This window comes from Streptomyces sp. HUAS 31 (assembly GCF_028198125.1).
GTDB lineage: Bacteria > Actinomycetota > Actinomycetes > Streptomycetales > Streptomycetaceae > Streptomyces > Streptomyces chartreusis.
Map to the genome: position 1 here is coordinate 1,820,740 of NZ_CP116353.1, position 19,519 is coordinate 1,840,258.

General features: G+C 72.5%; 16 protein-coding genes, 5 tRNA genes and 1 pseudogene. 7 read left to right on the forward strand and 15 right to left on the reverse strand.

Going from position 1 to position 19,519, the window contains the following annotated elements; all coding sequences use genetic code 11:
- Positions 1–123: 123 nt before the first annotated feature.
- On the reverse strand, positions 124–567 hold the full coding sequence (locus PGH47_RS07875; protein ID WP_271662827.1) for a hypothetical protein: 444 nt from the start codon (positions 565–567) through the stop codon (positions 124–126).
- A 214-nt stretch (positions 568–781) separates the two neighbouring features.
- On the opposite strand from PGH47_RS07875, the gene PGH47_RS07880 reads away from it, so the two are divergent.
- Entirely contained in the window at positions 782–1,309 is a 528-nt protein-coding gene (locus PGH47_RS07880; protein ID WP_163017196.1) for a DsbA family protein, read from the forward strand.
- Positions 1,310–1,338: 29 nt separating this feature from the next.
- On the opposite strand, the gene PGH47_RS07885 is transcribed toward PGH47_RS07880, so the two are convergent.
- The 3 genes from PGH47_RS07885 to PGH47_RS07895 are packed head-to-tail and all read right to left on the reverse strand — an operon-like array spanning position 1,339 to position 4,079.
- Complete coding sequence (locus PGH47_RS07885; RefSeq protein ID WP_271662828.1) at positions 1,339–2,163, reverse strand: GNAT family N-acetyltransferase; 825 nt, start codon at positions 2,161–2,163, stop codon at positions 1,339–1,341.
- Between the two features lie 51 nt (positions 2,164–2,214).
- Positions 2,215–3,036: an aminotransferase class IV gene (locus tag PGH47_RS07890; RefSeq protein WP_271662829.1), complete on the reverse strand. Its 822-nt coding sequence runs from the start codon at positions 3,034–3,036 to the stop codon at positions 2,215–2,217.
- On the reverse strand, positions 3,033–4,079 hold the full coding sequence (locus PGH47_RS07895; protein ID WP_271662830.1) for a chorismate-binding protein: 1,047 nt from the start codon (positions 4,077–4,079) through the stop codon (positions 3,033–3,035). The genes PGH47_RS07890 and PGH47_RS07895 overlap by 4 nt, the downstream gene beginning before the upstream one ends.
- A gap of 178 nt (positions 4,080–4,257) precedes the next feature.
- Here PGH47_RS07895 and PGH47_RS07900 point away from each other — a divergent pair.
- From PGH47_RS07900 to PGH47_RS07920, 5 genes are all read left to right on the forward strand, one after another.
- Positions 4,258–4,330 (forward strand) — tRNA-Gly (locus PGH47_RS07900).
- 38 nt (positions 4,331–4,368) lie between these two features.
- A tRNA-Cys gene (locus PGH47_RS07905) sits at positions 4,369–4,442 on the forward strand.
- A 1-nt stretch (position 4,443) separates the two neighbouring features.
- Positions 4,444–4,515, forward strand: a tRNA-Val gene (locus PGH47_RS07910).
- A 19-nt stretch (positions 4,516–4,534) separates the two neighbouring features.
- Positions 4,535–4,606: transfer RNA gene (locus PGH47_RS07915), tRNA-Val, on the forward strand.
- Between the two features lie 46 nt (positions 4,607–4,652).
- Positions 4,653–4,724 (forward strand) — tRNA-Val (locus PGH47_RS07920).
- Positions 4,725–4,778: 54 nt separating this feature from the next.
- Here PGH47_RS07920 and PGH47_RS07925 read toward each other — a convergent pair.
- The 4 genes and pseudogenes from PGH47_RS07925 to PGH47_RS07940 all read right to left on the reverse strand — a co-directional run bounded on the left by PGH47_RS07925 (position 4,779) and on the right by PGH47_RS07940 (position 7,251).
- The gene (locus tag PGH47_RS07925) at positions 4,779–5,072 is read right to left on the reverse strand and encodes a TFIIB-type zinc ribbon-containing protein (RefSeq protein WP_093867036.1); all 294 of its coding nucleotides are present in this window, start codon (positions 5,070–5,072) and stop codon (positions 4,779–4,781) included.
- A gap of 80 nt (positions 5,073–5,152) precedes the next feature.
- Positions 5,153–6,091: a phosphotransferase family protein gene (locus PGH47_RS07930; RefSeq protein ID WP_271662831.1), complete on the reverse strand. Its 939-nt coding sequence runs from the start codon at positions 6,089–6,091 to the stop codon at positions 5,153–5,155.
- 445 nt (positions 6,092–6,536) lie between these two features.
- Positions 6,537–6,734 (reverse strand): hypothetical protein, encoded by a 198-nt coding sequence (locus PGH47_RS07935; protein WP_030967874.1) that lies wholly within the window; start codon positions 6,732–6,734, stop codon positions 6,537–6,539.
- Between the two features lie 198 nt (positions 6,735–6,932).
- Positions 6,933–7,251: pseudogene (locus PGH47_RS07940) on the reverse strand (hypothetical protein).
- A 196-nt stretch (positions 7,252–7,447) separates the two neighbouring features.
- Here PGH47_RS07940 and PGH47_RS07945 point away from each other — a divergent pair.
- Complete coding sequence (locus tag PGH47_RS07945; protein WP_271668005.1) at positions 7,448–8,875, forward strand: serine/threonine-protein kinase; 1,428 nt, start codon at positions 7,448–7,450, stop codon at positions 8,873–8,875.
- 34 nt (positions 8,876–8,909) lie between these two features.
- On the opposite strand, the gene PGH47_RS07950 is transcribed toward PGH47_RS07945, so the two are convergent.
- The 7 genes from PGH47_RS07950 to PGH47_RS07980 form a co-directional block, all read right to left on the reverse strand.
- On the reverse strand, positions 8,910–9,305 hold the full coding sequence (locus PGH47_RS07950; RefSeq protein WP_271662832.1) for an NUDIX domain-containing protein: 396 nt from the start codon (positions 9,303–9,305) through the stop codon (positions 8,910–8,912).
- An 11-nt stretch (positions 9,306–9,316) separates the two neighbouring features.
- A complete protein-coding gene (locus tag PGH47_RS07955; protein WP_030959948.1) occupies positions 9,317–10,135 on the reverse strand; it encodes a TrmH family RNA methyltransferase in 819 nt (272 codons plus the stop codon).
- A gap of 64 nt (positions 10,136–10,199) precedes the next feature.
- Positions 10,200–11,432, reverse strand: coding sequence for a uroporphyrinogen-III C-methyltransferase (cobA, locus tag PGH47_RS07960; protein ID WP_271662833.1), 1,233 nt, complete (start codon positions 11,430–11,432; stop codon positions 10,200–10,202).
- A gap of 156 nt (positions 11,433–11,588) precedes the next feature.
- Entirely contained in the window at positions 11,589–16,106 is a 4,518-nt protein-coding gene (cobT, locus tag PGH47_RS07965; RefSeq protein ID WP_271662834.1) for a nicotinate-nucleotide--dimethylbenzimidazole phosphoribosyltransferase, read from the reverse strand.
- A gap of 416 nt (positions 16,107–16,522) precedes the next feature.
- Positions 16,523–17,740, reverse strand: coding sequence for a precorrin-6y C5,15-methyltransferase (decarboxylating) subunit CbiE (gene cbiE / locus PGH47_RS07970; protein ID WP_126899329.1), 1,218 nt, complete (start codon positions 17,738–17,740; stop codon positions 16,523–16,525).
- A gap of 115 nt (positions 17,741–17,855) precedes the next feature.
- Complete coding sequence (locus PGH47_RS07975; protein ID WP_126899330.1) at positions 17,856–18,494, reverse strand: GNAT family N-acetyltransferase; 639 nt, start codon at positions 18,492–18,494, stop codon at positions 17,856–17,858.
- 161 nt (positions 18,495–18,655) lie between these two features.
- On the reverse strand, positions 18,656–19,489 hold the full coding sequence (locus tag PGH47_RS07980; protein WP_271662835.1) for a MetQ/NlpA family ABC transporter substrate-binding protein: 834 nt from the start codon (positions 19,487–19,489) through the stop codon (positions 18,656–18,658).
- Between the last annotated feature and the right edge of the window lie 30 nt (positions 19,490–19,519).

Below are 19,519 nucleotides of genomic sequence, written 5' to 3' on the forward strand. Positions count from 1 at the left end.
ACCGCGCGATCAACACGCCCGGAATGAGCGGGAGTTCGCTGGATTCCGTGATGTCCGCTTCGAGTCTTGATCACTTACGGCCGCGGCACGACCCACTGTGTCGTTTCAGCCCCTGTGCAGGGGTCATATGCCGTGCTTCTTGAGGATGGCCTCGATGTCGCTGAAGTCGTCCCCGCCCTCCGCCTTGGGCGCGGTCGCGGGCCGGGTCGGCTGACGGGAGCCCGCGCCGAGCGACGGCGCCGACGCCGCCGGGGCCACCGCGTCGCGCCGCGCGGCGGCACGGGCCTCCTTGCGTTCCTTGCGTGTACTGCCGCGGCGGCGCTCCACCGCCCGGGTGGTCATGAACAGCACCCAGGCGACTCCGAGGACTCCGAAGCCCGCCCAGGCCGTCGGACTGAACGCGGTGTCCGCGAGCCACTCGACGACTCCGGTCATCACCAGACCGAGGGGCACGAGGGAGTAGGCGGCGATGCGCGTGGCCGCTAGGAAACGCTTGCGGTACGCCGTGACCGCCGCGATGCCCAGGCCGGCCGCGGCGACGGCTGAACAAACGGTCTCGGCAATCATCCGGGCCTCCAGGCATGCCGGGTCGGGACAGGGCACTTCGTCCTTCCATCCTGCACCGTTACGGCCCCGCCCGGCCATGCCTGGGCCCGACATCAGGGACATCTCCGGGTCGCCTCCTCCGCAGGTGCCGGTCGGGTCGCGACACCCGGACCGGCCCGCGTCGAAGCCCCAGGTCGGATTGGGTCGTGCGGGCCGGGGCTGGGAGACTGGGGCCATGAGCGACTCCTCCCCCGACCGTCCCGCCGCCCCCGTCCTCGACGTGTGGTGCGAGCTCCAGTGCCCCGACTGCCGCAGCGCCCTGGACGATCTCCGTGCCCTGCGCGCCCGCTACGGCGACCGGCTGGAGCTGCGGCTGCGGCACTTCCCGCTGGAGAAGCACAAGCACGCCTTCGCCGCCGCGCAGGCCGCCGAGGAGGCGCTGGAGCAGGGCAAGGGCTGGGAGTACGTCGAGGCCGTGCTCGGCCGGGTCGAGGAGCTGGACCGCAAGGGAGAGCCCTTCCTCGTCGAGATGGCCCGGGAACTCGGTCTGGACGCCGAGGAGTTCGACATCGCCCTGATCGACGGCCGGCACATCCTGATCGTCGACGCCGACCAGGCCGAGGGCAAGGCGATCGGCGTGACCGGCACCCCGACCTATGTGATCGACGGCGAGCGCCTCGACGGCGGCAAGAGCCAGGAGGGCCTGCGCGCCCGCATCGAGGAGATCGCGGACCGACTGCTGGCGGACGGGACCGGGGCCTAGGCCCCGGCGCCGAGCCCCGGCTCCCGGCGCTACAGCAGGTCCTTGCCCAGGTTGTACGCGGTCGTCTCATAGCCCAGCGACTCGTACAGCCGCTCCGCCGGCGCGTTGCCGGCGAAGACGTGCAGGCCGACGCGGTCCTTGCCGCCGGCGGCGGCCTGCGCCTCGGCCAGCAGCATGAGGGCCCGGCCGTGGCCACGTCCGCGGAAGCGCTGGTCGGCCTCGACATCGAGGACGTACGCGGTGTCGGGCCACAGGCCGAGCCACAGCTTGCCCACCGGGTCGCCCTCGTGCTCCAGCACACTGATCAGGGTGTTCTCGGTGGCGAGCCCGTCCGGCAGGAACCTCTTGTGCCCGTCGTCCGCCTTCTTGTGGGCGTCGGCGGCGGGCACCCCGCTCGCGATCAGGCTGCGGGCGAACTCCTCGCGCTCATAGGCCAGCCAGGGGCCGAACTCGGCCTCGGTCATGGGCCGGGGCACGCTGCCGGCGGGGAGTACGGGCGGGGTGCCGTTCAGCCGCTTGGTCATGTTGCGGCTGCGCACGACGTACCCGAGGGCCCGGGCGAGCCGGAGCGCGACGTCGGCGCCGCCCGGCACGGACGCCTCGACGCGCCTGCAGCCCCAGCCGCGCAGGACCTCCTCGGCGGCCAGCGCGGCCACCGTGGCACGGCCGCGCCCGCGGTCCGGTTCCTCGATGCGCAGCTCGGAGACGCAGGCCACGGTCGGGCCGTACTCGGCGTGCGTGGCAAGTCGTATCCCGCCGACGGGACGGCTGTTCACGCACACCTGGTAGCGGCGCGAGCGCGTCCCGTCAGCGTTGTACTGAAGCGGCTCGGTCGGCCGCAGGGTCGTGGTCATCAGGGGTGTTCTACCCACCCTGCCGAGCCACGGCAGCTCATTTTCCGGTCCTCAGGGATCCAGGTCGTCGCCGGACCGCTCCTCGAAGATCCGCATGGCCTTGGCGGTCACCGGGCCCGGTGCGCCCGGCAGTTCGCGGTCGTCGACGCGGTGCACGGCCTGCACGTCCCGCAGGGTGGAGGTGAGGAAGACCTCCTCGGCCCGCTCCAGCGCGTCCAACGGCAGGTCGGTCTCCCTGGCGCCGGTCCACTCGACGGTGAGCGCGCGCGTGATGCCCGCGAGGCAGCCCGAGGCGACCGGCGGGGTGTGGATCTCGCCGTCCAGGACGACGAAGACGTTCGAGCCGGTGCCCTCGCAGAGTCGGCCGACGGTGTTCGCGAACAGGGCTTCACTCGCGCCGCGTTCATGGGCGCGGGCGAGAGCGATCACGTTCTCGGCGTACGAGGTGGTCTTCAGGCCGGTGAGGGCGCCGCGTTCGTTACGGGTCCAGGGGACCGTGATCACGGCCGTGGAGTCGGGCCGGCGGGTGGTCTCGCCGAGGGCGACGACGAGGGTCGGGCCCTGGTCGCCGCGGTCGGAGCCGAGGGGGCCGTGGCCGCCCGTGTAGGTGATGCGCATCCGGCCGAGCGGCATCGGGTTGGCCTCCAGGACGGCGGCGCAGGCGCGGCGGACCTCGTCGTGGTCGGGCTCGGGCAGGCCCAGACCGAGTGCCGAGCGGGTCAGCCTGTCGAGATGCCGGGTCAGTGCGAACGGACGGCCGTCCACCGCCTTCACGGTCTCGAAGATGCCGTCGCCCACGGTCAGCCCGTGGTCGAATACGGAGACACGGGCGGACTCGCTGTCCTGGAGCCCGCCGTCGAGCCAGATCCTCACGATTGCAGTCCCTCTCCACTCACCTCGTACGCCCCCGACGCTACCGCGAGCAGCCGGGACGCCTTCAGCTCGGTCTCCCGCCACTCCCCCTCGGGATCCGATCCCCAGGTGATCCCCGCGCCGGTTCCGAAACGCAGCATTCCGTCGTCCCGGTCGATCCAGAAGGTACGGATACCGACGGCCAGCTCGCCGACACCCCGGTCGGCGTCGACCCACCCGATGCCGCCGCAGTACGGCCCGCGGGGCGCCGTCTCCAGCTCGTCGATGATCCGCAGCGCGCTCGACTTGGGCGCGCCGGTGACCGAGCCGGGCGGGAACGCGGCGCCGAGCAGCTCCGGCCAGCGGGCGCCGGCCCGCAGTTCACCGCGCACGGTGGACACCAGGTGCACAAGGCCGGGGTGCTTCTCCACGGCGCACAGATCGGGGACGGTCACGGTCCCGGTGGCGCACACCCGGCCGATGTCGTTGCGCACGAGGTCCACGATCATCACGTTCTCGGCGAAGTCCTTCTCCAGCAGGTCCGCCTCGGTACGCCCGGTGCCCTTGATCGGCCCGGACTCGACGACACGCCCGTCGCGACGCAGGAAGAGTTCGGGAGAGGCGGTGGCTATCTCGACGCCGTGCCCCGGCAGCCGGATCGTTCCTGCATACGGTGCGGGGTTGCCGAGGGCCAACAGGGCGGTCAGGGCGTCCACATCGGCGCCCGCCCCAATCGGCGCGCTCAGCACCCGGCACAGATTCGCCTGATAGACCTCGCCGGCCGCGATGTACTCACGGATCCGCCGCACGCCCGCCGTGTACGCGGCGCGATCGAGGGACGACGTCCAGTCATCGGCGGTGGGGCCCGGCCACTCCCCCGGCACCGGGGCGGGCACGGCCTCCTCGCGTACGTCCCGGAAGCGGGCGCAGGTCAGACCGCCCTCGAAGTCGGCACAGACGGCCCAGAAACCACTGGAGTCCAGGGCCGCGGGGTCGCTGGTGACATCGAGGAGGCCGGTGGCGACGCGGTCGCCGAAGCGGGCGAGGGGAGGGAGGTCGAGCACGCAGTCGAGTCTATGGCCGGTGTCCTGCGGGTGACCTGGCCATGTCCCCTCGGGGAGCTCCGTCGGGTCCCTGAGCAGGTGAAGCGCAGCACGCTGCACAAACGCGTTTTTGTGCTGGCCCCGGAATCCGCTAGAGTTCAACACGTCGCCGGGCCGCGGGAGCGGAACGAAACGACAAGCGGACGTAGCTCAGTTGGTAGAGCGCAACCTTGCCAAGGTTGAGGTCGCGAGTTCGAGCCTCGTCGTCCGCTCGAAGGAACAGGGGATCATCCCGAACCCCTACACTCCTGGTGGAGTGGCCGAGAGGCGAGGCAACGGCCTGCAAAGCCGTCTACACGGGTTCAAATCCCGTCTCCACCTCCAAGGACGATTAGCTCAGCGGGAGAGCGCTTCCCTGACACGGAAGAGGTCACTGGTTCAATCCCAGTATCGTCCACTGGATCTTCGGATCCCCCGCGCGATTAGCTCAGCGGGAGAGCGCTTCCCTGACACGGAAGAGGTCACTGGTTCAATCCCAGTATCGCGCACGCAGCAATCCGTGATCTTCGGATCGATCGTCGATCACGGCCCCGAGGACGATTAGCTCAGCGGGAGAGCGCTTCCCTGACACGGAAGAGGTCACTGGTTCAATCCCAGTATCGTCCACACCCCGAAGCCCCCGGTCAGACGACCGGGGGCTTCTTCGTGGCCTCGTGCGGCTCAGCTGGAGAACAGCATGTGGCCGAAGCTCTTGTGGCGCTTGTGGCCGTAGTGACCGCCGTGGTGGCCACCGTGCGGGGCGCCCCAGGCGGGGGCCTGCGGGGCGGGGGCCGGGTAGGCCTGCGGGGCGGCCGGGGGCGGCGGGGCGGGCTGGGCGTACTGGGACTCCAGGCGGGTCAGCGCCTCCAGCTCGCCGTAGTCGAGAAAGATCCCGCGGCAGCCACTGCACTGCTCGATCTGGACACCATTGCGGTTGTACGTATGCATCGGCGCATGGCATTTCGGACACTGCATGCTCGGCTCAACTCCTCGCCGGTCGGTCCTGCTTCGTGTATCGCCAGGACAGACTCTGTCCGGCTGCGGTCGGTTGCACCCTACTTCGCCTCTTCTCGGACCAACTCCGGGGGGACGGACGCCATTCGGTCACAGGTGTCGATCAGGGCCTGCTCGATCTCGTCCGGGCGGCGCCCCTCGGCGGTGGCCTTGGTGATCGCGCGGGCGGCCGTCTGCACGGTGAGGGCGCGGGCGGGGACGTCCAGCGCGGGCCAGGGGTCGCCGATGGCGGGCACGGCCGGGCCGCCGGCGGCGCGGTAGGCGGTGAGGAACCGGTGCCATTCGTCGGGCGGGAGCAGGCCGCACGCGAACCAGGCGGCCGGGCGGGCCAGGTCCCAGGCCGGTACTCCTACGCCGAGGTCGTCGACGTCTATGAGCCGCCAGGGGCCGTCCGGGGCCGGGTGCCGGACGAGCTGGCCGAGGTGGAGGTCGCCGTGGCAGAGGGTGGTGCCGTCCGGCTGGGGAGCCTCGTCGCGGGCCCAGGCGGGGAGGGTGCCCCAGGCGCGGAGGACGGGGGTGACGAGGGTGCCGTCGGTGGTCGCGCGAAGGCGGGACAGGGCGAGGGCTGCCTTGGCGGGGCCGCGCATGGGCGGGAGCGGGACGGGGGCGGGGGTGCGGTGGAGACGGGCGAGCAGGGTGGCGACGGCTTCCCAGGGGGCCGCGTCCGGGTCTTCAGGGTCGACCGGGGTGCCGTACGGCCAGAAGCTCACGGGCCGGTCGTGGAGGTCGACGGGTATGGGGGTGAGCGGGGGCAGGAGTATCTCGGGGAGTCGGGTGGCTGCCGCCATGCGAGACGTCAGGTCGGTGACGTCCATGTCCGGGGCGTGGGCCTTGGCGACGGTGCCGGCGTGCCGGACGACGGTTGCGTCGGGGCGCTCGGCGAGGGTGGCGGTTGCTCCGCAGGGACAGGCGGACGTGCGTGAGTGAGCCGCGGCTATCGCTTGCGCGGTGAGGTCGGGCAGGAGCGGGGTGGAGGTCACGGGGTCCCTTGTGCGCGGGTTGGCTGAGCCGGGTCGCTGGGCGCCGGGGCAGTCTTTGTGCTCGGCGCTCGGCGTGCTCGGCGTCCATGGGGCCGTGACCGGGGGCTGCCGCCCCCAGACCCCGCTTCGGCCCTGAACGGGCCTCGTCCTCAAACGCCGGACGGGCTGGATGATACGGGGCGGCGTCTGGAAGGGGCCCTGAGCCTGGGGACCAGGCGGACTGGATGATGCGGGCCGGCCTGGACAGGGAGCCCTGAGGCTGACCACCGGGGGCTCGATGATGCGGGCCGTGCTCAAACGCCCCCGTCGGTTTCAGGGAAAAGCAATGCCGGCGCAGCTCCCCAGCTGCGCCGGCATTTTTGCCGTCCGCCGCACCCCCGTCCCCACGGGGTTTCATGGGTGGATGTCCCCGCCCGGACCGCTCTTCCGGGCCTGGGGTCGCCGCTCAGCGCCCCAGCATCACGCCCACGGACGACGCCTGTGTGGCCACTGTCTCCCAGCCGTCGAAGACGAGGAGGAGCAGGGCCGCCAGGGGAAGGGCCATGAGCGTCGCCACCAGGGGGTGGCGGCGGCCCTGGCGACGGGGGCGCAGCCATGTGCGCTCCTGCATGCGGATCACTGTCCGCGGTGCCGTCTGGGCCATGGTCCCTCTCCTGACCTGTGTCAGTTGTCGTTGGCAGCGGCGGGTGTCTGACCTCGGGGGACGAGTGCTGCACCCGCCGCTTGACCTCAAATCTAGGCGCGTGGCCGCCCCGGCACGTCATGCCCTCGTACCGATTGGCGGGCCTCCCGGAGGATGAGCCATGACCTGCGGAGTACTCCCCTGGGTGGAGACGAGGTCCTAGGTCTCGGGGTCATCCCCGAGGGGACGCCCGGTGTGCCCCGCTTTCTCATGGCTCCGCTCCGAGCTGTCCTCCCGCGGGATCGGCTGCTCGACCAGCGCGAGGACCGGTTCGCCATGAAGCGCGCCGTACGCACCACGGACCCTCCCCCACTGCCTAAACGGCGTGGGGGGACCCCCACCGGGTGACTTCGCTCACTTCCACGACACCTCGACGCACCGCCGTCTCCACCCTGCGGCCCGCCCTGCTCGCCACCACCTCGTACGTGCGCGTCGTGTCCCCGGCGTCCACGACTATCTCCACGCGATCACCCTTCACGGGCCCAATCCCCCTTTCGTCACGGGTGGTTGGGGGTGCCTTCGCTGCTAAGTCGCCCTGTTCGTCCACCCTCTGACCACCCTTCAAGTCTCCCACCCACCACTGACAATCCGTCGGGCCGAGAGGGCGCGGCCTCTGCGCACGGCGGCCCGCGGAAACGTAAGCTGTGGCTCGTCAGACGGACCGGGCAGCGGGGATGAACATGGCGATGATGCGCCTGAGGCGCGAGGACCCGCGCGTCGTCGGCTCGTTCAGGCTTCACAGACGGCTCGGCGCGGGCGGCATGGGCGTCGTCTACCTGGGCTCCGACAAGAAGGGGCAGCGGGTCGCGCTCAAGGTGATCCGGCCCGATCTGGCGGAGGATCAGGAGTTCCGCTCGCGCTTCGCTCGTGAGGTCTCGGCGGCGCGGCGGATCCGCGGTGGCTGCACGGCCCGGCTGGTGGCCGCCGATCTCGAGGCCGAGCGCCCCTGGTTCGCCACGCAGTACGTGCCCGGTCCCTCCCTGCACGACAAGGTCGCCGACGAGGGCGCGCTGGGCGCCGCGGAGGTCGCCGCCGTCGGGGCCGCCCTGAGCGAGGGGCTGGTCGCCGTCCACGAGGCCGGTGTCGTGCACCGGGATCTGAAGCCGTCCAACATCCTGCTGTCCCCCAAGGGGCCGAGGATCATCGACTTCGGCATCGCCTGGGCCACGGGGGCCTCGACCCTCACCCACGTCGGCACGGCGGTCGGCTCGCCGGGCTTCCTCGCCCCCGAGCAGGTGCGCGGCGCCGCCGTCACCCCGGCCACGGACGTCTTCTCGCTGGGCGCCACGCTGGCGTACGCGTCGATGGGTGACTCGCCCTTCGGGCACGGCAGTTCCGAGGTGATGCTGTACCGCGTCGTGCACGAGGAGGCGCAGCTGCACGGCGTGCCGGACGCGCTGGCCCCGCTGGTGCGGGCCTGTCTGGCGAAGGATCCGGAGGACCGGCCGAGCACCCTTCAGCTGTCGCTGCGGCTGAAGGAGATCGCGGCCCGGGAGGCGCAGGGGTTCGCGGACGTACGCCCGCCTGCCCAGCGTTCCCCGGAGTCGGACCGGCCGACGGGGCGGCTCGCCGACACCTACGCCGATCAGCAGCGTGCCCAGCGGCGCGCTCAGGGCACTCCCCCGACGCGCGGCACCGGTATGCCGCGGGGCAACGGCGGTCCGCGTGTCCCCGGTCCCGCCCGTGACACGGCCCCGCCGCAGCGCGGTGCCGGCGGTCCGCAGAGCGGTACGGCGTCGGGCCGCCCCGGGGGCCGTCCGATGCCGGGTCCGCGCACCTCGCCCCGCTCCCCCAACGGCAACCGGCCCGCCCCGCGCGGCGGCAACGGACGGCCCGCTCCCCGGAACACGGGGACGGGGCTGCGGCCCGCCAACCCCCAGCTGCTCCGGCAGCGGCTGTTCGTGTTCGTCGTGGTGACGCTGCTCGTGGCGCTCGGCATCGCGGCGGCCCAGGGCTGCCAGGGGCCGGACCGCGGGCTCGGCGGGGACGGCGACGGGGACGTCGTACGTCCGAAGCAGGAGCAGGTGGACTCGGACTTCGAGCCGCTGGATCAGGAAACGATGTCCGAGCGGTACGACTCGACGTTCGAGATTCCGGAGTAGGCGCCCGCAGGGGTCTTTCCCGGGGTGCGCGGTGTCAGAGGAGCGGGGGCAGGATCCGTTCGAAGAACTCCCGGTCGCCCTCGAAGACCGGGGTCAGGGACAGGAACTCCCGCGGTGTGACCCAGCGGGCCTCTGCGACCTCGTCGGGGTCGGGCACCACGTCGCCGGTCTCGGCCCGCGCCGTCCACCAGTGCAGGCGGAAGGTGCCGTCGTCGGTCTCCGACTCCCAGACCTTGGCCAGGGGTACGACGGTGAGGCCGACCTCCTCGTGGACCTCCCGGGCGACTGCGTCCCGCTGGGTCTCACCCGGCTCGATCCTGCCGCTGACGGGCTGCCAGTAGCCGGGGCGTGCGACGGCCGGGCCGCGGCGGATCGCGAGGACGCGGTCGGCGCGCAGCAGGACCGCGACGATGGCCTCACCCCGGCTCATGTGCGCAGGTCCTAGAGCCGGGGGCGGCCGGTGGCCACCGCGTAGAAGGCGACCGCGGCCGCCGCGCCGACGTTGAGGGAGTCGACTCCGTGGGCCATCGGGATGCGGACCCACTCGTCGGCGGCGACCAGGGCCTGGGTGGAGAGGCCGTCACCCTCGGCGCCGAGCATCAGCGCGACCCGGTCCATGCGGTGCGGGGCGGCCTCGTCGAGGGTCTTGGCCTTCTCGTCGGGGGTGAGGGCGAGCAGGGTGAAGCCGGCCTCGCGGACGGATTCGAGGCCCTTGGGCCAGGTGTCGAGGCGGGCGTACGGCACGGAGAAGACCGCGCCCATGGAGACCTTGACGCTACGGCGGTACAGCGGGTCGGCGCAGTCCGGCGAGAGCAGGACCGCGTCCATGCCGAGGGCGGCCGCGGAGCGGAAGATGGCACCGATGTTGGTGTGGTCGTTGACCGACTCCATGACCACCACGCGGCGGGCGGTCTGGAGCAGTTCGGTCGCCGTCGGCAGCGGCTTGCGCTGCATGGAGGCGAGCGCTCCGCGGTGCACGTGATAGCCGGTGACCTGCTCGGCGAGCTCCGGGCTGACCGCGTACACCGGGGCCGGGAGCTCGTCGATGACGTCGCGCATGACGTCGACCCACTTGGCCGACAGCAGCATCGACCGCATCTCGTAGCCGGCTTCCTTCGCCCGTCTGATGACCTTTTCGCCCTCGGCGATGAACAGGCCCTCGGCCGGTTCGCGCTTGCGGCGCAGTTCGACGTCGGTCAGGCCCGTGTAGTCGCGCAGGCGCGGGTCGGTGGGGTCATCGACGGTGATGAGATCGGCCACAGAGTGATACTGCCTTGTCCTGGGTGCGGTGCCAACGGTTCGGGACGGGTTGGGTTACCCGCGGTTACGCGGAAGGGGTCGGTCCGACCTTCACGACCTCGCCGATGACGATGACCGCCGGCGGCTTCACTTCGTGGTCGAGCACCGCCTGGCTCGCCGTCGCGAGGGTCGCGTCGACGCGGCGCTGGGCGGCCGTCGTGCCCTCCTGGACCAGGGCGACGGGGGTGTCGGGGGACTTGCCGTGCGCGACGAGGGTCTCGGCGACCTTCCCGATGGTGCCGACGCCCATGAGGATGACCAGTGTGCCGGTCAGCTTGGCGAGCGACGGCCAGTCGACCAGGGAACGCTCGTCGTCGGGGGCGATGTGGCCGCTGACCACGGTGAACTCATGGGCGACGCCCCGGTGGGTGACCGGGATGCCGGCGGCGCCCGGGACCGAGATGGAGCTGGAGATGCCGGGCACGACCGTGCACGGGACGCCGGCCTCGGCGAGCGCGTTGACCTCCTCCATGCCACGGCCGTAGACGAAGGGGTCGCCGCCCTTGAGGCGGACCACGGACTTGCCCTGCTTGGCGTGCTCGATCAGCGCGTTGTTGATGGCCTCCTGGGCCATGAAACGGCCGTACGGCAGCTTCGCCGCGTCGATCACCTCGACGCTGGGCGGCAGTTCGGCGAGCAGGTCGCGCGGGCCCAGGTGGTCGGTGATGACGACGTCGGCCTCGGCGAGCAGACGGCGGCCGCGCACGGTGATCAGGTCCGGGTCGCCGGGGCCGCCGCCGACGAGGGCGACGCCGGGCGTGCGGGTGCGGTGGTGCGGGGCGACGAGGGTGCCGTCACGCAGGCCCTCGACGACGGCGTCGCGGATGGCGGCGGTGTGGCGGGGGTCGCGGCCGCGTGCGTCGGTGGTGAGGACGGCGACCGTGACGCCCTCGCTGTGGCCGGTGGCCGGGGTCCACGCGGTGGCCGCGTCGGCGTCGTCGGAGCGGACGCACCACACGCGGTGGCGCTCGGCCTCGGCGGAGGCGGCGGTGTTGGCCTCGTGGTCGCTGGTGGCGATCAGGGCGTACCAGGCGTCGGCGAGGTCGCCGTCCTCGTAGCGGCGCCGGTGCCAGGTGACCTCGCCCGCGTCCACCATCGCCTCGACCGACGGGGTCGCCTCGGGGGACACCAGGAGGATGTCGGCGCCCGCCGCGACCAGGGCCGGGAGGCGGCGCTGGGCCACCTGGCCGCCGCCGAGGACGACGACCCGGCGGCCGGTGAGGCGGAGGCCTACGGGGTAGGCGGGATTTTCGGCCATGAGGGTGCGGCTCCCTTTTGCGGCGGCGGTGCGATGCCCTGACGTGCGGATTTTATGCTGCGGGCGGTTCTGACGGTGCGGGTGTCCGGTGGCTGGGCGCGGACGGCGACGTGACTGGGGACCCGGGGTGCACTCCCCGGGTCCCCAGTCACGCGGCTACTTCTCGGTGACCCCGGCCGAGTCGAACGTCGCCACCTCGTGCATCGCCCGCGCCGTGCTCTGCACCAGCGGGAGGGCGAGGAGGGCGCCCGTGCCCTCGCCGAGGCGGAGGTCGAGGTCGACCAGCGGGCGCAGGCCCAGCTTGTTCAGGGCGGCCACGTGACCGGGCTCGGCGCTGCGGTGGCCCGCGATGCAGGCCGCGAGGACCTCGGGGGCGATCGCGCGGGCCACCAGGGCGGCGGCACCGGCGCTGACGCCGTCGAGGATCACCGGCGTACGCAGCGACGCGCCGCCCAGCAGGAGGCCGACGAGCGCGGCGTGCTCGAAACCGCCGATCGCGGCGAGGACGCCGATGGGGTCGGCCGGGTCGGGCTGGTGGACCTCGATCGCGCGGCGCACGACCTCGGTCTTGCGGGCCAGCGTCTCGTCGTTGATGCCGGTGCCGCGGCCGGTGACCTCGGCGGCGTCCGCGCCCGTGAAGACGGAGATCAGGGCGGCCGACGCGGTCGTGTTGGCGATGCCCATCTCGCCGGTCAGCAGCGCCTTGTTGCCGGCCGCCACCAGGTCGCGGGCGGTCTCGATGCCGACCTCGATGGCCTGCTTGGCCTCCTCGCGGGTCATCGCGGGGCCGGTCGTCATGTCCGAGGTGCCCGCGCGGACCTTGCGGGGCAGCAGGCCAGGGGTGGCCGGGAGGTCGGCCGCGACGCCGACGTCGACGACGCACACCTCGGCGCCCACCTGCCCTGCGAAGGCGTTGCAGACCGCGCCGCCGCCGAGGAAGTTGGCGACCATCTGGGCCGTCACCTCCTGGGGCCAGGGGGTGACGCCCTGGGCGTGCACGCCGTGGTCACCGGCGAAGATCGCGACGGCCGCGGGCTCCGGGATGGGCGGCGGGCACTGGCGCGAGAGCCCGGACAACTGCGCGGAGATGATCTCCAGCATGCCGAGCGCGCCCGCCGGCTTCGTCATCCGCTTCTGCCGCTCCCAGGCCTCGCCGAGCGCCTTGGCGTCCAGCGGGCGGATCTGGGCGACGGTCTCGGCGAGCAGGTCGTGCGGCTCCTCGCCGGGCAGGGCGCGACGGCCGTACGTCTCCTCGTGGACGACCCACGACAGCGGGCGGCGCTTGGACCAGCCGGCCTGGAGCAGCTCGGGCTCGTCCGGGAACTCGTCGACGTACCCGACGCACAGGTAGGCGATGACCTCCAGGTGCTCGGGCAGCCCCAGCGCGCGGACCATCTCGCGCTCGTCGAAGAAGCTGACCCAGCCGACGCCGAGGCCCTCGGCGCGCGCGGCGAGCCAGAGGTTCTCGACGGCGAGCGCCGCGGAGTACGGGGCCATCTGCGGCTGGGTGTGCCGGCCGAGGGTGTGGCGGCCGCCGCGGGTCGGGTCGGCGGTGACGACGATGTTCACCGGGGTGTCGAGGATGGCCTCGATCTTCAGTTCCTTGAACTGCTTGGCCCGGCCCTTGGGAAGGGACTTGGCGTAGGCGTCGCGCTGACGCATCGCCAGCTCGTGCATGGTGCGCCGGGTGTCCGCGGAGCGGATGACGACGAAGTCCCAGGGCTGGGAGTGGCCGACGGAGGGCGCGGTGTGGGCGGCCTCCAGGACCCGGAGCAGGACCTCGTGCGGGATCGGGTCGCTGCGGAAGCCGTTGCGGATGTCGCGGCGCTCGCGCATGACCTTGAGGACGGCCGCGCGTTCGGCGTCGTCGTAGGCGGGCGCCGCCGGACCGGTGGGCTGTCGTGTTTCCTCGACCACGGCCGTGCTCTCTTCCGCCTGCTCTTCCTGGTCTTCCTGATCGGCGGCCCGGGTGTCCAGGTCGTCGGCGTGCTGTACGAGTTCGGGTTCGCCGTCCCGGGGTGCGGGCACCGTGGCGGCGGGGCCGGTCCCCTCCGCCACCGGCAGCACGATCGGCTGCGGCGGGGTCGGGGCGAGGTGCGGGGTGGTCGGCACCGAGCCCTCGACCGGCACGAACCGGCCCAGCGGCCGGCCGGGCGCGGACTCCTGCGGGATGCCGCTCGGCAGCACCGTGACGGGCTCGGCCTCGGCGGACGCCGTGGGCTCGACGCCCGGTCGGGCCGGGTCCTCGGCGAGTTGCGCGGGGTGGGGCTGGGACCGGAGCTGGGGGCCCGCGGGCTCGGCGACGAACGACTCGGAGGTCTCGGCCGGGGTCGCGGGGGGCTCGGTCGTGTCCGGGCCGACGGTTGCGGCGGCGAGGGGCTGCGGCACCGCGGCGGTCGGCTGGGAGGCTGCGGCCGGTTCGCCGTCCGGGGTCTGCGGGACATCCGGGAGCGGAGCCGACAGAGCGGCGTCGGGTGCCGGGGCCGCGAGGGCCGTCGGGTCGGCCTCAGCCGCGGGATCCGCTACGGGGGCTTCCGCGTCGGCGGCGGGCGCGCTCGCGTCCGTGGCCTGGGCGGCGGGGTCGGCGTCGGCGTTCACCGGAACTCCGTCCTGCGTGGGGTTCTGCTGGGCCTGCGCGGGGACGGCTCCGGGAGCCTGTGCAGGGGTGGCGTCCGGGAGGGCCTCGGGTGCAGGCGCGAGGCCGGCGTCCGGGACGACCTCGGGAGCCGGCGCGAGATTGGCGTCCGGGACGACCTCCGGGGCCGATGCGAGATCGGCGGCCAGGACGGCCTCGGGGGCCGATGCCTGCTGCGGCTCCTGGGCGGGCAGCTCGGCCGGAACGGCGGGTACGTCCTGCTGGGCGGGTTGATCCGCGTCCGTGGGCTGCGGGATCGCTTCGGGGGCTACGGCCGCGGGGGTGCCGTCGGTGGGCGCGGCGACGGCGTCGGCCGGCTGCGGGGCCGCAGCGACGTGCTCGGCGTCCACGAGCTGGCGGGCCTGAGAGGCGTCCGGGAGGGCTTGGGCGGCCTCGGGGTGCTGAGCCGCTTCGGGAGCCTGTGCGGCTTCGGGGAACTGCGCGGCTTCCGGGAACTGAGCGGCCTCGGGCGGCAGTGCTCCCTCAGGTGGCAGAACGGCCTCCGGAGCGAGGACGGGCTGCGGGGCGTGGGACTCGGCAATCATCTGTGCGGGGGCCTCGGCGGAGGCGGAGGCTACGGCGTCGGGGGCCTGGGCACCCTCGGGGGCCCCGGGAACCTGTGCGGCGCCGGCAGTGGGAGCACCTGGAACCTGTGCGGCGTCGGGAGCCGCAGCCTCGGGAAGCGGCCGGCCCTGGGAGGCGGGAGCGTCGGCCATGTGACCGGCCTCAGCGGCTTGGGCCTCGGCCATGTGACCGACCTCAGCGGCATGGGCCCCGGCCATGTGACCGACCTCAGCGGCATGGGCCCCGGCAACCTGGGCAGCGTCAGCCGCGGCGGCCTCGGCAACCTGAGCGACATCCCCGGCGGTGCCTTCGGCCACCTGGCCCGCATCGGCGATCACGTCGCCGGCCTGGGCCGCGGGCGCCTCGGAAGGCTGGGCAGCTTCAGGCACGGAGCCGTCAGCGACCTGCGCGGCCTCAGCGACCGGAACGGCCTCGCCGGCCGGCGCTTCAGCGGCCACGAGAGGCTCGGCAGCCTCCGGAACCTCGACAACCCCAGCGACCTCGGCGCCCTCGGCACCGACCGGACCCGGTCCGGTCTCAGCGTCACCCTCCGACGCCTCACCGACGCCCGGAACCTCCTGGCCACCGTCCCCGCCGGGCACGGGCCCAGCAGTCGGCACGGCCACGTTCACCGGCGCGGCGTCAGCGGCCTCGCCCCCACCGGTGACCGAGTCACCGGCGACAGCGGGCACCATTCCCACACCCTCGGCGGCACCCGCAACAGCCCCGTTGACCTCCGCCGCACCCGAGGCCCCGGGCCCCTGCGCAGCGTCGTGACCGGGCACCGCCTCGGCAACCGGCGCGACACCGGCAGCAGCAACAACAGCCGGCTCCTGCCCCGCGTACACACCCTCCTGCGGAGCGGACCCGGCCACCCGAGCCACGGCCGCCTGCGCCACTCCGACAGGCTGCTCCGTGGGCATAACCGTTTCGGCAGCCGACGCCTCCATGCTCGACGGCCCGGGGGCCGGAGGCTGGGCGGCGGCGCCCCAGGGTGCCGCCGGCTGCGGGACCGTGGGGTCGAGGTACTCGGGGCTCACCGGGACCGGGCCGGCCTGGCGGACAGGTGCGCCGACGGCGCCGCGGTCGGCGAGGGAGCGGACCGGGCTCGCGGAGGCGTCCGGGATGGGCGGGCCGAGGTGCAGGGGGCGCCGCGGGGTGATCGGCGGGATCGGCGACGTGGGAGCCGTCGGACCCGGGAGGCGGACGGCACTGAGGTCGACCGAGCCGCTGTCGCGGCCGGACATCTCGTGCGCGCCCGGCTCGTGCAGTGCCTCGACGACCGGCTCCGGCATGGGTGGGGCGACCTCGTTGCCCCAGGCACCCTGGGTGCCGGGCAGCAGGAGGTCTTCGTCCTCGGCGGTGGTCTCGGAGAGGTAGGTGTACGTACCGTGCGCCGCGGGGGCGCCCGGCTGCTCCACCGTGCCTGCGCTCTCCGGCAGTCCCTCGCCCGGGACCTGGCCGGTGTCGGTCATGCGTACCCCTCGCCCATCGGTTAGTGCTTATACGACCAGCTCACCGGGAACGGCGCACCGACCGCCCCCGCAGTGAAGAACGAGCGTGCTTGCCCAGCGGCACGAACGACCCGTCCCAAAAAGGCGACAAAGCCATTGAGTGGCATTGTCGTGGTCATTCGTCCGTCGCGACAGCTTGATCCGCGACAGGCCGATGTGGACTGCGCCACGTTGCGCGTCCTCCGGTTTCGCCGTACCACACCCACCCCAAACGGGGCATGTTTTTCCGGACATTGACCGACGAATAGCCGGGCGACCGAGTGCGGTACAACGATCGGCCAGCCTACCGCGCGCGGTACGACAACAGGATCACGGGGAGGGTGGACGGTCACACCGTGCGATCGGGCGGTGTCCGCCCGTCGCCCGACCGGCGTTGCTCAGCGAGGCGTCGGGCGCGGTCCCAACTGCCCGGTGAGCAGGAAGGCGACGCTGCGCTCGCGCTCCGTCCAGGCCCGGGTGTCGAGTTCGACGGACTGGAGGAGGGAGCACTCGACGTCGTAGCCGTGTTCGGAGAGGCCGCGGCCGATGAGTTCGGCGTCGTCGCGGGTCGCGGCGTGCGTGACGATGCGCTGCGGGCGCCGGTCGGCGACGGCGGATACGACGGCCGCTCCCCCGCCCCCGACGCGGACGACGTCCGGCTCGGGGAGGTTCTCCAGGACGTGCGGGGCGGTGCCGTTGACGATCTGGAGCTGGACGCCGAACGCGCGTGCGTTGGCCTCGGTGCGGGTGCATGCCTGCGGGTCGCGGTCGACGGCGATGACGGCGGCGCCGGCCCGGGCGGCCTCGGTGGCGAAGGCACCGCTGGCACAGCCGATGTCCCACACGAGGTCGCCGACGCGCGGGCCGAGGCGGGCGAGTTGGGCGGCGCGCAGCGGTTCGAGTTCGCTCTCGCTCATGAGACCGCCGTAGGACTCGGCGGGCAGTGTCCAGCCGCGCGGGCCGGCGCTCGGGTCGCGGCCGGCGATCCACTCCCCGGCCTCCGCGGTGCCGGCGTGGCCGCCGATGACGATGACGACGTTCGGGTCGCGCCAGGTGTGGTCGGCGGCCTTGTCGGAGGTGACGACGGTGACCTGTTCCCGCTCGGTGCCCAGTTCCTCGCAGATCACGAAGGTTCGGTGGACGCCCTCCAGGAGCAGCCCGAGTTCGGCGGGGCCGGCGCCGGGTGAGGTGAGGACGGCGACCTTGGTGTGGGCGCGGCACACATTCACCGCGCGTCGCAGGGTGCGCCGGTGTGCGACGACCACTTGTGCGTCGTCCCAGGGCATGCCGGCGCGGGCGAAGGCGGCGGCGACCGAGGAAACGGCGGGGACGACCTCGACCTCCAGGCCGAACTCGGGCGCGCGCAGGGTTCGTACGACGCCGAAGAAGGCGGGGTCGCCGTCGGCCAGTACGACCGCGGTGCCGCGGTGGCCCGCGATGCGGCGGGCGGCGAGGGAGACGCTGCCGAGGCGGATGCGCTCGGCGTTGGGCGGCACCTCGGGGAGCGCCAGGTGGTGGGCGGCACCGGCCACGAGCGTGGCGGCGCCGAGGGCTGAGCGGGCCGCGGCGGTCAGCGGCGAGCCGTCCCAGCCGATCACCGTGACGCGGTCGGCCATCGTCGTCAGTCTCCAGGGTTTGCGCAGGTCGTTGCAGGGCAGCCCGAGGGGCAGGCTCCGTGAGGGTACCTGGTCAGCGGCTCGGCACCGACCCCGCCGACGGGTTCGTTTTTCGTCAGTTCCACTCGCCGAACGACGTGAAGCCGCCACTGTCGGCCAGTTGCTCACCGGCGCCGTCGAGGTCCTCCGGCAGGAGGCTCCACACGATGAAGTCGGTGCGTACGTCGGCCCAGGTGCCGTCGTCCGTGCGGACGTGCGCTATGCACGCGTTGCGCAGGACTCCCTCGCTGATGCAGCCGATCTTCTGGGCGACCTGCTGGGAGGCGGTGTTGTCGGCGGCCGTGCGCAGCTCGATGCGCTCGAACTTCTGGTCGGTGAACAGCCATTGCGCGGTGGCGAGCGCGGCCTCGGAGGCGTACCCCTCGCCGCGGGCCCAGGGGGCGACGATGTACGACAACTCGGTGGCACGCACATGCCAGTTCGTCTTCGTCAGCTGGACGACGCCGACCAGGCGCTGGGTGAGGAACTCGGTGACGGCGAGGTCGAGTCCGCGGCCGGACTCGCGTTCCGTCGGGGCGTAGTCGGCGATCCAGGTGCGGGCGCCCTCCTCGGTGAAGGGCTGCGGGACGTCGGTCCAGGCGCCGACCTGTTCGTCGTTCATCATCTCGGCCAGCGCGGGCACGTCGTCCTCGTCGAGGGGACGCAGCACCAACCGCTCCGTGCTGATGGAGATGTTGGGGAAGGTGCTAGTCATGCGACGCTCCGTAACCTTCGACGAACGTTCAAGGCCTGCTGAACTGCCCAGCATGCAGCATGAAAGCACTGAACTGCACCACGGGGTCCACACCAAGTGAAGGAGTGGACCCCGTGCGTGGCGATACGCGGTAAACGCACCGTCAGATAACGCTTGACCTCTTAGAACGCCGCGACGACCGCACCGTCGTACTTGTCCTCGATGAACTTCTTCACCTCGGGCGAGGTCAGCAGCTTGGCGAGCTTCTCGACGCGCGGGTCGTCCTCGTTGCCCTTCTTCACGGCGAGGAAGTTGCCGTACGGGTTGTCCTTGGGCGACTCGGCGGCGATGGCGTCCTTGGCCGGGCTGAGGTCGGCCTCGAGCGCGTAGTTGCCGTTGATGACGGCGGCGTCGACGTCGCTGAGGGAGCGCGGCAGCTGGGCCGCCTCCAGCTCCTTGAACTGAAGGTCCTTCGGGTTGGAGGCGATGTCCTTCGGGGTCGCCGCGTAGCCGACGCCTGCCTTGAGCTTGATGACACCGTTGGCCTCGAGCAGCTTCAGCGCGCGGGCCTCGTTGGTGGTGTCGTTCGGCAGGGCGACGGTGGCGCCCTTCTTCAGGTCCGCCAGCTTCTTGACGCCCTGGGAGTACACGCCGAGCGGCTCCAGGTGCACCGTGGCGTTCGGCACGGCGACGATGTCGGTGCCGTTCTTCTTGTTGAAGTCGTCCAGGTACGGCTGGTGCTGGAAGTAGTTGGCGTCGACCTCACCCTGCTGGACGGCCGTGTTCGGCGTCACGTAGTCGGTGAACTCCTTGACCTCGAGTTCGAGGCCGGCCTTCTTCGCGAGGTTGTCCTTGATGTAGGTAAGGATCTCGCCCTGCGGGGTGGGCGTGGCGGCGACCTTCAGCGGGGCGCTCGCGTCGGAGCCGGAGTCCTCGTCCGAGCCGCAGGCGCTGAGCCCGAGGGTGAGGGCTCCGGCGGCGAGGACGGCAGTGGTGATCTTGGCGGTGTTACGCACGAAAAGTGCCTTTCCTTATGGTGGTGCGAC

Excerpts from the sequence above, each read along its gene's own strand:
- PGH47_RS07975 (WP_126899330.1), bottom strand. The coding sequence starts at position 18,494 with ATGACTAGCACCTTCCCCAACATCTCCATCAGCACGGAGCGGTTGGTG.
- cbiE (WP_126899329.1), bottom strand. The coding sequence starts at position 17,740 with ATGGCCGACCGCGTCACGGTGATCGGCTGGGACGGCTCGCCGCTGACC.
- PGH47_RS07880 (WP_163017196.1), top strand. The coding sequence starts at position 782 with ATGAGCGACTCCTCCCCCGACCGTCCCGCCGCCCCCGTCCTCGACGTG.
- PGH47_RS07935 (WP_030967874.1), bottom strand. The coding sequence starts at position 6,734 with ATGGCCCAGACGGCACCGCGGACAGTGATCCGCATGCAGGAGCGCACA.
- cobA (WP_271662833.1), bottom strand. The coding sequence starts at position 11,432 with ATGGCCGAAAATCCCGCCTACCCCGTAGGCCTCCGCCTCACCGGCCGC.
- cobT (WP_271662834.1), bottom strand. The coding sequence starts at position 16,106 with ATGACCGACACCGGCCAGGTCCCGGGCGAGGGACTGCCGGAGAGCGCA.
- PGH47_RS07925 (WP_093867036.1), bottom strand. The coding sequence starts at position 5,072 with ATGCAGTGTCCGAAATGCCATGCGCCGATGCATACGTACAACCGCAAT.
- PGH47_RS07885 (WP_271662828.1), bottom strand. The coding sequence starts at position 2,163 with ATGACCACGACCCTGCGGCCGACCGAGCCGCTTCAGTACAACGCTGAC.
- PGH47_RS07875 (WP_271662827.1), bottom strand. The coding sequence starts at position 567 with ATGATTGCCGAGACCGTTTGTTCAGCCGTCGCCGCGGCCGGCCTGGGC.
- PGH47_RS07950 (WP_271662832.1), bottom strand. The coding sequence starts at position 9,305 with ATGAGCCGGGGTGAGGCCATCGTCGCGGTCCTGCTGCGCGCCGACCGC.
- PGH47_RS07945 (WP_271668005.1), top strand. The coding sequence starts at position 7,448 with ATGAACATGGCGATGATGCGCCTGAGGCGCGAGGACCCGCGCGTCGTC.